At 58.5% G+C, this 13,527-nt stretch carries 14 protein-coding genes; 11 read left to right on the forward strand and 3 right to left on the reverse strand.

The annotated features are described in order from the left end of the window. The first annotated feature begins 109 nt into the window (after window positions 1-109). From rimP to pnp, 7 genes are all read left to right on the forward strand, one after another. Complete coding sequence (gene rimP, locus IPM27_01260) at window positions 110-535, forward strand: ribosome maturation factor RimP (protein ID MBK9160197.1); 426 nt, start codon at window positions 110-112, stop codon at window positions 533-535. Window positions 536-584: 49 nt separating this feature from the next. Beyond that, window positions 585-2,057 carry a transcription termination/antitermination protein NusA gene (gene nusA, locus IPM27_01265; GenBank protein MBK9160198.1) on the forward strand — a complete coding sequence of 491 codons (1,473 nt, stop codon included), beginning with the start codon at window positions 585-587 and terminating at the stop codon, window positions 2,055-2,057. Window positions 2,058-2,082: 25 nt separating this feature from the next. Then, window positions 2,083-4,638: a translation initiation factor IF-2 gene (gene infB, locus IPM27_01270; protein ID MBK9160199.1), complete on the forward strand. Its 2,556-nt coding sequence runs from the start codon at window positions 2,083-2,085 to the stop codon at window positions 4,636-4,638. Then, entirely contained in the window at window positions 4,635-4,988 is a 354-nt protein-coding gene (rbfA, locus tag IPM27_01275; protein MBK9160200.1) for a 30S ribosome-binding factor RbfA, read from the forward strand. Before infB ends, rbfA begins: the two co-directional genes overlap by 4 nt. Before the next feature lie 141 nt (window positions 4,989-5,129). Next, window positions 5,130-6,050, forward strand: a complete 921-nt coding sequence (truB, locus tag IPM27_01280) for a tRNA pseudouridine(55) synthase TruB (protein MBK9160201.1) — start codon at window positions 5,130-5,132, stop codon at window positions 6,048-6,050. A 68-nt stretch (window positions 6,051-6,118) separates the two neighbouring features. Then, window positions 6,119-6,388 (forward strand): 30S ribosomal protein S15, encoded by a 270-nt coding sequence (gene rpsO, locus IPM27_01285; GenBank protein ID MBK9160202.1) that lies wholly within the window; start codon window positions 6,119-6,121, stop codon window positions 6,386-6,388. Window positions 6,389-6,487: 99 nt separating this feature from the next. Continuing rightward, complete coding sequence (pnp, locus tag IPM27_01290) at window positions 6,488-8,605, forward strand: polyribonucleotide nucleotidyltransferase (protein ID MBK9160203.1); 2,118 nt, start codon at window positions 6,488-6,490, stop codon at window positions 8,603-8,605. Between the two features lie 263 nt (window positions 8,606-8,868). On the opposite strand, the gene dksA is transcribed toward pnp, so the two are convergent. The 3 genes from dksA to maf all read right to left on the reverse strand — a co-directional run bounded on the left by dksA (window position 8,869) and on the right by maf (window position 10,728). Next, a complete protein-coding gene (gene dksA, locus IPM27_01295; GenBank protein ID MBK9160204.1) occupies window positions 8,869-9,291 on the reverse strand; it encodes an RNA polymerase-binding protein DksA in 423 nt (140 codons plus the stop codon). Window positions 9,292-9,364: 73 nt separating this feature from the next. Beyond that, a complete protein-coding gene (locus IPM27_01300) occupies window positions 9,365-10,075 on the reverse strand; it encodes an SAM-dependent methyltransferase (protein ID MBK9160205.1) in 711 nt (236 codons plus the stop codon). Window positions 10,076-10,095: 20 nt separating this feature from the next. Next, complete coding sequence (maf, locus tag IPM27_01305; GenBank protein MBK9160206.1) at window positions 10,096-10,728, reverse strand: septum formation inhibitor Maf; 633 nt, start codon at window positions 10,726-10,728, stop codon at window positions 10,096-10,098. A 9-nt stretch (window positions 10,729-10,737) separates the two neighbouring features. Here maf and IPM27_01310 point away from each other — a divergent pair, with 9 nt between their 5' ends. The 4 genes from IPM27_01310 to IPM27_01325 all read left to right on the forward strand — a co-directional run bounded on the left by IPM27_01310 (window position 10,738) and on the right by IPM27_01325 (window position 13,520). Next, on the forward strand, window positions 10,738-11,232 hold the full coding sequence (locus tag IPM27_01310) for a DUF177 domain-containing protein (protein ID MBK9160207.1): 495 nt from the start codon (window positions 10,738-10,740) through the stop codon (window positions 11,230-11,232). 24 nt (window positions 11,233-11,256) lie between these two features. After that, entirely contained in the window at window positions 11,257-11,436 is a 180-nt protein-coding gene (gene rpmF / locus IPM27_01315) for a 50S ribosomal protein L32 (GenBank protein MBK9160208.1), read from the forward strand. A gap of 87 nt (window positions 11,437-11,523) precedes the next feature. Beyond that, a complete protein-coding gene (plsX, locus tag IPM27_01320; protein ID MBK9160209.1) occupies window positions 11,524-12,561 on the forward strand; it encodes a phosphate acyltransferase PlsX in 1,038 nt (345 codons plus the stop codon). After that, window positions 12,561-13,520, forward strand: a complete 960-nt coding sequence (locus tag IPM27_01325; GenBank protein MBK9160210.1) for a ketoacyl-ACP synthase III — start codon at window positions 12,561-12,563, stop codon at window positions 13,518-13,520. Before plsX ends, IPM27_01325 begins: the two co-directional genes overlap by 1 nt. Window positions 13,521-13,527 lie beyond the last annotated feature (7 nt).

Raw genomic sequence — 13,527 nt, forward strand, 5'->3', positions numbered from 1 at the left:
GTTGCCGGTCGACTTTCTGAATTCTGTTCCATTTGCCTGCGAGGTTTGCTACAATGCGCCGCGTTTTGAGATGGGCTTCGGGCCCGTTTTTTATTTGTGGGTTGCAATCATGGATGTGCTGAAACTGGTTGAAACGACTGTGGGCGGTCTGGGCTACGAGTTGGTGGATTTAGAACGCTCGGGTCGCGGGCTGTTGCGCGTGTTCATCGACCGGCCGGAAGGGATTTCCGTGGACGATTGCCAGGTGGTGAGTAACCAGTTGACCCGTCTGTTCACGGTCGAGAACGTGGATTACGACCGCCTTGAGGTGTCATCGCCCGGACTGGATCGGGCGCTGAAGAAAGAGGCCGATTTCGTGCGTTTCGCCGGAGAGAAGGTGCTGCTCAAGCTGCGCATGCCGCTGGCGGGACGCAAGAATTTCACCGGCATCATCGGTGCGGTCAACGAGGGTGTGTTGCAGTTGGATGTAGATGGCAATCAGGTGGCGATCGAGTTGTCGAATCTGGACAAGGCGCGCCTGGTGCCCACTTTTTAATTTTTTTGGCGTCTGTCGCTGACAGGCGGGTATATAGCCGGAGAATGGTATGAGTCGTGATATTTTGTTGCTGGTGGATGCGCTGTCGCGCGAAAAGAACGTGGACAAGGAGGTTGTGTTCGAGGCGCTGGAGTCTGCGCTGGCCTCGGCGACCAAGAAGCGTTTTCCTGACGAAGCGGATGTGCGTGTTGCCATCGATCGCGAAAGCGGTGAATTCGATTCCTTCCGCCGCTGGGAGGTGATGGACGACGAGACCTTCGAAACGCCCGACCTGCACATCAAGCTGGAAGAGGCGCAGAAGCGCAAGGCCGATATCCAGCTCGGGGAGTTCATCGAGGAGCCGCTGGAGTCGATCGATTTCGGCCGTATCGGCGCACAGGCGGCAAAGCAGGTGATCTTCCAGAAGATCCGCGACGCCGAGCGCGAACAGGTGCTGAGCGACTTCATGGATCGCAAGGAGCATCTGGTTTCCGGCGCGGTGAAACGTCTTGAGCGCGGCAACGCGATCATCGAATTTGGCAAGATCGAAGCGCTGCTGCCCCGTGAGCAGATGATCCCGAAAGAGAACCTGCGCGTCGGAGACCGTGTCAGGGCGCATCTATTGCGCGTGGATCGCAGCGCCCGCGGGCCGCAGGTGATCCTGTCGCGCACTTCCAATGAGTTACTGGTCAAGCTGTTCGAACTGGAAGTCCCCGAGATCGAAGAAAAGTTGCTGGATATCGTCAGCGCGGCGCGCGATCCCGGTTCGCGCGCCAAGATCGCTGTGCTGTCGCACGATCCTCGCATCGATCCGATCGGTACCTGCGTCGGGATGCGCGGTTCGCGCGTTCAGGGTGTGACCAACGAACTGGCCGGAGAGCGTGTGGATATCATCCTGTGGTCGTCCGATCCCGCCACCTATGTCATCAACGCGCTGGCGCCGGCCGAGGTGAGCAGCATCGTGGTGGACGAAGAGAAGCACAGCATGGATGTGGTGGTCGAGGAAGAGAATCTGGCGCAGGCGATCGGCCGCGGCGGACAGAACGTGCGCCTGGCCAGCGAACTGACCGGATGGGAACTCAACATCATGACCGTCGAGCAGTCCACCGCGAAACATGCGGAAGAGTTCAGCGAGACGCGCGCGATGTTCATGGAAAAGCTGGATGTGGACGAAGAGGTCGCCGATATTCTGGTGCAGGAAGGTTTCAATACGCTGGAAGAAGTGGCTTACGTGCCGCTGGAAGAAATGCTGGAGATCGAGGCGTTCGACGAGGCGACCGTGAACGAACTGCGCAGTCGTGCGCGCAATATCTTGTTGACGGCAGCGATCGCCAGCGAAGAGAAGGTGGAACACGGCATCGAGGATCTGCTCAAGCTGGACGGCATGGACGAAGAGACCGCGCGTACGCTGGCTGGCAAGGGTGTGACAACCCAGGAGGAATTGGCCGATCTGGACGTGGACGAACTGGTGGAGCTTTCCGGCATGGATGGCGAACGGGCCAATACGTTGATCATGGCGGCACGTGCACCGTGGTTTGCTTAAGTTAGGTGGTAGCTAAAGGACGGTAATGGGAAAATTGAATGTAGCGCAGTTTGCGACGGAACTGGGATTGCCGGTTGCTACACTGCTCGAGCAGTTAAAGGCTTCCGGGGTCAGCAAGGAACAGGAGACCGACCCGATTTCCGAAAAGGACAAGGCGCAATTGCTGGAACATCTGCGTCAGGCTCACGGCGCCGGAAAACCCGCCAAAAAGATCACGCTGACCCGTCGCGAAACGACCGAGATCAAGAAGGCCGATAGTACCGGGCGCGCGCGCACCATCCAGGTGGAAGTGCGCAAACGCCGTGTGGTCGCGCCGGTGAGTGCTGCGGACGCTCCGGTCGCAGCCGTCCCGGCCGCCCCCGTTGCCGAGATCCCGCTGCTGGATGAGCAGGAATTGGCGGCACGCGAAGAAGAAGCCCGCCTGCAGGCGGAATTGGCGGCGCGCCAGGCTGCCGAATTGCAGGCCAAACAGGAACGCAACAAGCGCAAGGTAGTCAAGGCTGCGGAACCCGAAGAAAAGCCTGCCGAACCGGCAGCTCCGAAGCCCGGTGAAGCTGCTGTTGCGGCACCTGCACTACCGGAAGGAACATTGCACAAGCCCGCGATCAAGCCAGGCGACAAGGTGGAAAGACCCGGCAAGAAAGCCAAGACCGATACCAAGAACAGTCCTTGGGACGAGAAGGGGCACAAGAAACGCACCCCGCTCAAGACCGGCGAAAAGACACCTATCTGGACGACACCGGTGCGTGCGCATCGTCATGACAAGCACTCCCGGCATACGCCTGCCGAGCCAAGCCATGCTTTTTCCATGCCGACCGAACCGGTGGTGCATGAAGTAGCTGTTCCCGAAACCATTACCGTTGCGGAACTGGCGCAGAAGATGTCGATCAAGGCCGCAGAGATCATCAAGACGCTGATGAAAATGGGTTCGATGGTGACCATCAATCAGGTGCTGGATCAGGAAACTGCGATGATCGTAGTGGAGGAAATGGGGCATATCGCCAAGGCCGCCAAGGTGGACGACCCGGATGCCTTCCTCAGCGAACAGGGGGAACACAAAGACGTGCCACTGGAACCAAGGGCGCCTGTCGTCACTGTGATGGGGCACGTCGATCACGGCAAGACCTCGCTGCTTGACTATATTCGCCGCACCCGGGTGGCCTCGGGCGAAGCGGGCGGCATCACCCAGCACATCGGTGCATACCACGTGGACACGCCGCGCGGCATGATCACTTTCCTCGATACGCCGGGCCATGAGGCGTTCACTGCGATGCGCGCGCGCGGCGCCAAGGCTACCGATATCGTGATTCTGGTCGTGGCCGCCGATGACGGCGTGATGCCGCAGACCAAAGAGGCCATTCATCACGCCAGGGCCGGCAATGTGCCAATGGTGGTGGCCGTGACCAAGGTGGACAAGCCCGAGGCCAATGTCGAGCGCGTCAAGCAGGAACTGGTCGCCGAAGGGGTGGTTCCGGAGGATTGGGGCGGTGATGCGATGTTCGTAGAGATATCCTCCAAATCCGGTCTGGGTATCGACCAGTTGCTTGAGGGTGTCTTGTTGCAGGCCGAAGTGCTGGAACTGAAAGCGCCGCGCGAGACTCACGCCAAGGGGTTGGTCATCGAGGCGCGCCTGGACAAGGGTAAGGGGCCGGTCGCAACCGTGCTGATCCAGTCGGGTACCATGCGGCGCGGCGATGCGGTGCTGGTGGGATCGGTATTTGGACGCGTACGCGCCATGTTGAACGAGAGCGGCAAGGCGATCGAGGATGCGGGTCCCTCCATTCCGGTCGAGATCCAGGGATTGTCGGAAGTGCCGTCTGCCGGCGAGGAACTGATGGTGCTTGCGGACGAGAAGCGTGCCCGTGAGATCGCATTGTTCCGGCAGGGCAAGTATCGCGGTGTGAAACTCGCCAAGCAACAGGCCGCCAAGCTGGAAAACATGTTCGAGCAGATGTCCGAAGGCGAGGTGCGTACCCTGTCGCTGATCGTGAAATGCGACGTGCAGGGTTCTGCGGAAGCGATTGCGCAGTCGTTGCAGAAGCTTTCCACCAGCGAGGTCAAGGTCAACCTGATCCATGGCGGCGTGGGGGCGATCACCGAGTCCGACATTAATCTGGCGCTGGCCTCCAAGGCGATCATCATCGGCTTTAACACCCGTGCCGATGCGGCTGCGCGCAAGCTGGCGGAAACCACGGGCGTGGATATCCGTTACTACAACATCATCTATGCGATGGTGGACGAGATCAAGGCTGCGCTGTCCGGCATGCTGGCTCCGGAGAAACGTGAGAGCGTTCTGGGTATGGTCGAGATACGCCAGGTGTTCACCGTTTCCAAGGTGGGCACGATCGCCGGTTGCTATGTGCTGGAAGGCATGGTGAAACGCGGCTCGAAAGCTCGTGTGTTGCGAGACAATGTGGTGATACATGACGGTGAGCTGGATTCCCTGAAGCGCTTCAAGGATGACGTGAAGGAAGTCAAGGCCAATTTCGAATGCGGTCTGTCGGTGAAGAACTTCAACGATCTCCAGGTCGGCGACAAGATCGAGGTCTACGAGATCGTCGAGGTCGCGCGCGCGCTTTGATGGGAAATTTCGCGAGGACAGACCGGGTCGCACAGCAGATCCAGCGCGAGCTGGCCGAGCTGGTGCGACTCGAGGTCAACGATCCACGCGTGCGTCTGGTGACGATCACCGGTGTCGAGGTGGCGCGCGATTATTCCCACGCCAAGATATTCTTTACCCGGCTCGACGGAAAGCACGAAGAGGCACAGCAGGGACTGGAACGCGCCGGCGGTTTCCTGCGCAGCCAGCTGGCGCGCAGCCTGAAACTGCGCATCATGCCGCAATTGCATTTCGTCTACGATGCTTCGGTCGAACGCGGCAGCCATTTGTCGCAGCTTATCGACCAGGCGGTCGCCAGCGACAAACACTGAACCTGCTGCGTTTGGCATAACGGTGTTGTTCAATGGCTCAAGAAGCTCATTTATTCCTTGTAAACTCCGCTGTTTCGCGATTTCGCGCCTAGTTCAGCCTGTGCTCGTGACGGTTCTGATTTCTCTGCATATAAAATGGGTATGACTCCGACAAAGCGCCCGCTCGACGGCGTATTGCTGTTCGATAAGCCGCTGGAACTCAGTTCCAACACTGCGCTGCAAAAGGTACGCCGGCTGTTCAACGCTGCGAAGGCCGGCCATACAGGAACGCTAGACCCGCTTGCCAGCGGTCTGTTGCCGGTCTGTTTCGGCGAGGCCACCAAGTTTTCCAATGCGCTGCTGGACGCAGACAAGACCTATCGTGCCTCGTTGCGTCTGGGACGGGTCACGACGACCGGCGACGCGGAGGGCGAGATTGTCAGTGAATCCGCAGTCGCGGTGACGCAGCCGGAGATCGATGCCGTGCTGGGGAGGTTCCGTGGCGGGATTCAGCAGTTGCCGCCGATGCACAGCGCGCTCAAGCACCATGGCAAACCGCTCTACGAATACATACGTAACGGCGAGACGGTCGAGCGCAAACTGCGCGACGTGGTGATTCACGAGTTGCACATGGATCGTTTCGAAGGTGATGCGCTCGATATCACCGTGCGTTGCAGCAAGGGGACTTATGTGCGCACACTGGCCGAGGATATCGGTGCGGCGCTGGGTTGCGGCGCACACCTGAGCGCGTTGCGCCGTACCGCAATCGCCCATTTCGATCTGCGGGATGGCTATTCCTGGCAGCAACTTGAGGCGATGACCGACAGCGAGCGCGACACCTGCGTGTTGCCGCTGGAATCGCTGATGCCGGATATGCACCTGCTGCGACTGGATGACGTCCAGATCAGACGGTTGGCGCAAGGTCAGCGACTGGCGCTGGATGCGGATTTGCCGGATGGCAGGGTCAGGTTGCATGGCCCGCAGGGTTTCATTGGGGTGGGGCTGCTACAAGGCCGCAGGCTCGCGCCGGAAAGATTGCTGTCCACTGTGGCGAAGCGGGCTGCCGGGGTGGATTCGGCGTAAAATTCGGGGTTGAGCAACAAGGGGTTTCAGGGGTAGAATGCGCAACTTTTTTCAGGAGTGTAAAACCAATGGCAATTACCGCTGCGCAAAAAGCGCAAATCGTTAACGACTTTCAACGTGCCAAGAACGACACGGGTTCCCCCGAAGTGCAAGTGGCGCTGATTACTGCACGCATCAGTTATCTGACTACGCACTTCAAGGACAATGCCAAGGATCACCATTCCCGTCGCGGCCTGTTGCGACTGGTGAGTCGTCGTCGCAAATTGCTCGATTATCTCAAGAGCAAGGATGACGCCGCCTATCGCGCACTGATCCAGCGTCTGGAAATTCGCAAGTAACAGTCATACCAAGCGGGTCGCGAATGCGGCCCGCGTCGTTTTTACGTCTATTTTCGTGTGGTGCGGTTGCGCATCATGCCATGCACAAAGGGGTCTATTTTGAGTCATTACAAGAAAACATTAACTTACGGAAATCATCAGCTTACCCTGGAAACTGGCGAGATCGCGCGCCAGGCCAGCGGTGCGGTGATGGTCAGTCTCGATGACACCGTTGTGCTGGTTACGGTGGTCGGCCGGAAAGATGCCAAGCCCGAACAGGACTTTTTCCCGTTGACCGTGGATTATCAGGAAAGGACCTATGCGGCCGGCAAGATTCCCGGAGGGTTCTTCAAGCGCGAAGGACGTCCGAGCGAAAAGGAGATCCTGACCTCCCGGTTGATCGATCGTCCGTTGCGCCCGCTGTTTCCGGAAAGTTTCTACAACGAAGTGCAGATCGTCGCGACGGTGATGTCGTCCGACAACGAGATCGATTCGGATATCCCGGCCATGATCGGCGCATCCGCCGCGCTGGCACTGTCCGGCATTCCGTTCGACGGCCCGGTCGGTGCGGCGCGCGTCGGTTATGCGGACGGCCAGTACCTGCTCAACCCGACTGCGACTGAACTCACCACTTCGCAACTGGACCTGGTTGTGGCGGGCACCGACCGCGCGGTACAGATGGTTGAATCCGAGGCGCAACAATTATCAGAAGAGGTGATGCTGGGTGCGGTGATGTTCGGTCACGAACAGATGCAAATCGTGATCCAGGCGATCAACGAGATGGTCGAAGCCGTCGGCGCGCCTGCATGGGACTGGACGCCTCCTGCCAAGGACGAGGCGCTGATCGCCAGAATCGCGGCACTTGCCGAGGCACCGTTGCAACAGGCTTATGCGATCCGCGCCAAGCAGGCGCGCACCGATGCGGTCGCTGCGATCCACGACAAGGTCATCTCCGAGATCATCACGTCCGATGCGGCCCCCGGCCTGAAGAATCATGTCAATGACCTGTTCAGTGCGCTGGAGGCCAAGATCGTGCGTGGGCAGATCCTCAGCGGCGAACCGCGCATCGATGGCCGTGACACCCGTACCGTGCGTCCGATCACGATCCGCAACGGCGTGCTGCCACGCACGCACGGTTCTACCCTGTTTACCCGCGGTGAAACGCAGGCGATCGTCGTGGCGACACTCGGCAGCATGCGCGATTCTCAGAAGATCGATGCGTTGCAGGGCGAATACAGTGACCGCTTCATGCTGCATTACAATTTCCCGCCGTATTCCACCGGTGAGACCGGGCGCGTAGGTTCGCCCAAGCGCCGCGAGATTGGCCATGGTCGTCTGGCCAAGCGCGCGCTGGTTGCGGTATTGCCAGGCGAGGAGGATTTTGGCTATGCGATGCGCGTGGTCTCGGAAATCACTGAATCAAACGGTTCCAGTTCGATGGCGTCGGTATGTGGTGGCTGCCTGTCGCTGCTGGATGCCGGTGTGCCGCTCAAGGCGCATGTAGCCGGTATCGCGATGGGGTTGATCAAGGAAGGCAACCGTTTTGCGGTGCTGACCGATATTCTCGGCGACGAAGATCACCTGGGCGACATGGACTTCAAGGTGGCGGGTACCGAGAGCGGCGTGACTGCGCTACAGATGGACATCAAGATCAACGGCATCACCCGCGATATCATGCAGGCGGCATTGGCACAGGCGCGCGAGGGCCGTATGCACATCCTCGGTCTGATGAAGCAGGCCATGCCTAATGCGCGCACCGAAGTTTCCGAATTCGCACCGCGCATGATCAAGATGAAGATCAACCCGGAAAAGATCCGCGACGTGATCGGCAAGGGCGGGGCGGTGATCCGTGCGCTGACCGAAGAGACCGGAGCGACCATTGATATAGACGACCTCGGTAATATCACCATCGCCTGCGTAAGCGGTGAAGCGGGGAGCCTGGCCAAGAAGCGCATCGAGGATATCGTGGCCGAAGTGGAAGTGGGCAAGATATACGAAGGCCCGGTAGTCAAGTTGCTCGATTTCGGGGCTTTGGTCAACGTGCTACCAGGCAAGGATGGCCTGTTGCATATCTCCCAGATCGCGCACGAACGGGTGAATGCAGTGTCCGACCACCTCAAGGAAGGTCAGGTCGTCAAAGTCAAGGTGTTGGAAGTGGACGACAAGGGACGCATGAAGTTGAGCATGAAGGCACTGCTGGCTCCGCCAGAACCAAAAGAAACCAGGTCTGCCGAGTAGTCTGTCAGCAACAAAACAGAAAAGCCCCGGAAATCGGGGCTTTTCTGTTTGTTATGCGTCGTTCAGTCCATCCGAACCTGAAGGCTGATCTTCGTCGAAAACAAAAGGCCAAAGAAACCTTGGCCTTTTTGTTTTTAGTTCCGGCATAACATAAGCTTCGCGTATGTTAGCCTGCACTGAAAGCAGATCGCGAAATGTTCATTGGGGCTTTGGGCTCCGACATAATCTGAAGGTTAGTCTCCGCCGAAAGTAGATTGCCAAAATTATTTGGCAATCTGCTTTTCACGGATCTCGTCCAGCGTCTTGCAGTCGATGCACAGGGTGGCGGTGGGGCGTGCTTCCAGACGGTTCAGCCCGATCTCGATGCCGCAATTTTCACAATAGCCATATTCTCCCGCATCGATTCTGGTAAGCATCTCGTCGATCTTCTTGATCATCTTGCGTTCACGGTCGCGGTTGCGCAGTTCCAGTCCCATATCGGATTCCTGTGTGGCGCGGTCGTTCGGGTCGGCAAACACGGTTGCCTCGTCCTGCATGGTATGCACGGTGCGGTCGATGTCCTCACCCAATTCCGCCTTGATATCGTTCAATATCTTGCGAAAATGATCCAGTTGCTTGGGGTTCATGTAGGCCTCGCCCTTCTTGGATTTGTATGGGGCGATGGGTTTTTGAGGCTGTATCGGCATTGCACTTCTCCAACAGGATAAATCAAGTCCGCTTTAATACCAGAAAGCGGGTTTTTGAGCAACTTTATTGATGTCAGGCGAGCAGCAGAAACAGGCTGGGACGCTTGTCCAGGGGCGGGGCCGGTTGTGATTTCCACCGTGCGATCGAACGTGTGTTTATCTGTTCATCGGGAAGTGTGATATGGGTCGCGATGCAGAGTTGCGTTTGCGGTCGGCAGTGCGCGAGCAGGGCCTCGAACAATTTACGGTTGCGATAGGGGGTTTCGATGAACAACTGGGTCTGTTTCCGTTTGGCGGATTCGGCTTCCAGCGCGACGATCGTTCTTTTGCGTTCCGCTTCCTCGATGGGCAGGTAGCCGTGGAAGGCAAAACACTGGCCGTTCAATCCCGAGGCCATCAAGGCCAGCAGGATTGAGGACGGCCCGACCAGGGGCACGACACGGATGCCGTTGCGGTGTGCCAGGCCGACCAGGTCGGCTCCCGGGTCGGCGATGCCCGGACAGCCTGCTTCGGAAATCAGGCCGACATCGTGTCCGGCCAGCAGCGGGGCAAGCAGCCCGGCCATTTCGTTCGCGGCGGTATGTTCGTTGAGACTGGCCAGATCAAGTGACTGGATCGGATGCTCAGGCTTGAGCGTAGCGAGGAATTGGCGCGCGCTTTTGGGTTTTTCCACCACGAAATGCCGCAACCCGCGCGCGATGCCGATGACATGTTGCGGCAATACCTGTCCGGCGGGTGTATCGCCAAGCGTACACGGGATCAGGTACAGGATACCTTTATTTATGGTCGGAACGGTGCCCATGGTCAGAACAGGCGCACGTTTTCGCGGCGCAGCATTTCAATCAACAGAATGAGCGGAAGTCCGATCAGTGCGTTCGGATCGTTGCCGGCCATTGAACTCATCAGGGCTATCCCCAAGCCTTCTGATTTTGCGCTGCCCGCGCAGTGATAGGGCTGTTCCTTGCGCAAATAACCTTCTATCTCGGCATCGCTCAGTTCGCGCAGGGTGACCAAATTTTCCGCCACTTCGGTCTGCATGTTGCCGGTCTTGCCGTTCAACAGGGCCAGTGCGGTATAGAAACAGGTGGTCTTGCCGCGCATCGCCTGCAATTGTCTGACCGCATTATCGTGGGTAAGCGGCTTGCCGAGTTGCCGTCCTTCCAGCAAAGCGACCTGATCGGAGCCGATGACCAGCGCGTCGGGGTATTCGGCGGCCACGGCACGGGCCTTTTCCTGTGCCAATCGCATCGAAGTGGCACGCGCCGATTCGCCTGGCATGGGAGTCTCATCGACATTCGGCGCGGCGGTCTCGAACGGGAGTTGTAACCGTTTGAGCAGTTCGCTGCGGTAGACGGAAGTGGAAGCGAGGACAAGCAACTGAGAATTCAACAATAATTCCTTGGGATTTTTGACAGGGTGCGGCGAAAAATATATCATGCGCGCCTCATGTTCGCACGGCCTTTCATCGACAGTCTGGATTTTGCCCGGAACGGCAGGAAAGTAGACGGTAAAGTGCCGGTTGCCGAGATGCCGCGCCTGCGGGATATGCTTGAGGATTCCAGTGGGGATTTGGGCTACATGGTTCAAGGTGGCATGGACCCGCAAGGCATTCCGTATCTGGATGTCAGCATAACCGGAAGCTGCCGATTGCGCTGCCAGCGTTGTCTGGAAGCGCTGGATCATGCGGTGAGCATCGACACCCGGTTGTTGTTGCGCGATCAGGAATCGCTGAATGCGCTGGACGGTGAGGAAGATACGTTCGACAGCATTCTGGCAGATACGCATCTGGATGTGACGGACATGCTGGAAGAAGAGATTTTGTTAAGCCTGCCAATCGCGCCCAGGCATGAACCGGGCGATTGCAGGGAGACAGATAGCGAAAATGGGCAAGTGGAAGAACAGCATCCTTTTGCGGTTTTGGCAAAATTGAAGCGTAATTAAACAGTTTTTTGAGGAGTATTTAGCATGGCAGTTCAACAGAACAAGAAATCCCCGTCCAAGCGTGGCATGCACCGCGCCCATGACTTCCTGAGCAATCCAGCGACAGCGGTCGAACCGACCACTGGCGAAAACCATTTGCGTCACCACATCAGTCCGACCGGTTTCTACCGTGGCAAAAAGGTAGTCAAGATCAAGGGCGAATAAGCATTGGGTAGCGCAGCCGATTGCAACAGTCGGCTGCGTTTTATTTAGTTTGTTCCTGAACTTCTTGTTACCTGAGAGGCCGCTTAAGTGGATGTCACATTGGCCATAGATGCGATGGGAGGCGACCACGGTACTACGGTCACTATCCCGGCTGCGATTGAATACCTGAAGCGGGTTCCCGGCGATACCATTGTCCTGGTGGGCATCCCCGATGCCATCGAGGCGGAATTGCGCTCCTTGGGCGTGCAAACGGGTGTGCATTTGCGCATCCATCCGGCCAGCGAAGTGGTGGGTATGGACGAACAGCCCCAATCTGCGTTGCGCGGCAAGAAAGACTCCTCGATGCGCGTCGGCATCAATCTGGTCAAGAGCGGCGAAGCATCGGCCTGCGTGAGTGCAGGCAACACCGGCGCATTGATGGCGACGGCGCGCTATGTGTTGAAAACCATTCCCGGCATCGATCGTCCCGCAATCGCTTCCTATCTGCCCACCGTGAAAGGCCAGGTCTGTATGCTGGACCTGGGTGCCAATACCGATTGCAATGCCGAGCATCTGCTGCAGTTCGCGATAATGGGCGCCACGCTGGTCACCGCGCTGGAACAAAAGCCCAATCCCTCGGTTGGGTTGCTCAACATCGGCAGCGAAGACATCAAGGGTAACGAGGTGGTCAAACAGGCCGCCGAACTGCTACGTAACAGCGACCTGAACTTCTACGGCAACGTCGAGGGTAACGACATCTTCAAGGGTACGACCGACGTGGTGGTGTGCGACGGCTTCGTCGGCAACGTCGCGCTGAAGACTACCGAAGGGCTGGCGCAGATGCTGGGCGGTTTCCTGAAGGAGGAGTTCAAGCGCAATATCTTCACCAGGCTGGCCGCTGTCGTCGCGTTGCCCGTGCTGAACGCGTTCAAGCGCAGGGTCGACCACCGCCGCTACAATGGCGCGAGTTTCCTTGGCTTGAAAGGGATCGTAGTGAAAAGCCACGGATCGGCGGACAAACTGGCTTTTCGCTGTGCGATCGAGCGGGCCGCAGAGGAGGCGCGTGGAGGCATGTTGCAGCACATCAGTGAGCATATCGAGAAGTGGCACCACGAGCGCAAGAGCACAGCGGAAGGAGTGTCCTGATGTATTCGAAAATTATTGGAACCGGCAGTTACCTGCCGGCCAGGACGCTGACCAACTACGACCTCGAGAAGATGGTCGATACCACGCATGACTGGATCTTTTCCCGCAGCGGCATCGTCGAGCGCCATATCGCCGCCGAAGGCGAGCTGACCAGCGACCTCGCCCTGCAAGCCAGCCGCAAGGCCATCGAGGCCGCGGGCGTCGCAGTTGACGAGATCGATCTGATCATCGTCGCGACCACCTCTCCCGACCACCTGTTTCCCAGCACGGCCTGCGTGCTGCAGGACAAACTCGGCATCAAGAACGGCGGTGCGGCATTCGACATACAGGCCGTGTGCGGCGGCTTCGTCTTCGCGCTGAACACCGCCGACATGTATATCCGCGGCGGACAGGCGAAGACCGCATTGGTGGTCGGCGCGGAAGTGCTGTCGCGCATGCTGGACTGGAACGATCGCACCACCTGCGTGCTGTTCGGCGACGGCGCGGGCGCGGTGTTGCTGCAAGCCTCCGGGACACCGGGCATCGTCGCCGCCAAACTGCATTCCGACGGCAGCCACCGCGGCATGCTCAAGGCCGAAGGCAATGTCCGAAACGGTGAAATCGACGGCGACCCGTTCATCAAGATGGACGGGCAGGCGGTCTTCAAGTTCGCGGTGAAGGTACTGAGCGACGTGGTCGAAGAGGTCCTGGAAGCTCAACAATTGAAGGGCGCCGACATCGACTGGCTGGTGCCGCACCAGGCCAATATCCGTATCATCGAGGCGACCGCGAAGAAGCTGGGTCTCGGTATGGACAACGTGGTGGTGACAGTCGCGAGACATGGCAATACCTCGGCCGCGTCGATCCCGCTGGCGCTGGATACCGCGGTGCGCGACGGCCGCATCAAGGCCGGACATAACATCCTGATCGAAGCCGTGGGTGGTGGGTTCACCTGGGGCGCTATTCTTATCAAGTGGTAGGTGATCC

The sequence above is a fragment of the Nitrosomonadales bacterium genome (genome assembly GCA_016716325.1).
In the GTDB taxonomy this organism is placed as follows: Bacteria; Pseudomonadota; Gammaproteobacteria; order Burkholderiales; family Gallionellaceae; genus Gallionella.

Coding starts and splice junctions, on each gene's coding strand:
- rimP (MBK9160197.1), top strand. CDS start 110: ATGGATGTGCTGAAACTGGTTGAAACGACTGTGGGCGGTCTGGGCTAC.
- IPM27_01325 (MBK9160210.1), top strand. CDS start 12,561: ATGTATTCGAAAATTATTGGAACCGGCAGTTACCTGCCGGCCAGGACG.
- rpsO (MBK9160202.1), top strand. CDS start 6,119: ATGGCAATTACCGCTGCGCAAAAAGCGCAAATCGTTAACGACTTTCAA.
- truB (MBK9160201.1), top strand. CDS start 5,130: ATGACTCCGACAAAGCGCCCGCTCGACGGCGTATTGCTGTTCGATAAG.
- dksA (MBK9160204.1), bottom strand. CDS start 9,291: ATGCCGATACAGCCTCAAAAACCCATCGCCCCATACAAATCCAAGAAG.
- nusA (MBK9160198.1), top strand. CDS start 585: ATGAGTCGTGATATTTTGTTGCTGGTGGATGCGCTGTCGCGCGAAAAG.
- IPM27_01310 (MBK9160207.1), top strand. CDS start 10,738: ATGTTCGCACGGCCTTTCATCGACAGTCTGGATTTTGCCCGGAACGGC.
- maf (MBK9160206.1), bottom strand. CDS start 10,728: ATGATATATTTTTCGCCGCACCCTGTCAAAAATCCCAAGGAATTATTG.
- infB (MBK9160199.1), top strand. CDS start 2,083: ATGGGAAAATTGAATGTAGCGCAGTTTGCGACGGAACTGGGATTGCCG.
- rpmF (MBK9160208.1), top strand. CDS start 11,257: ATGGCAGTTCAACAGAACAAGAAATCCCCGTCCAAGCGTGGCATGCAC.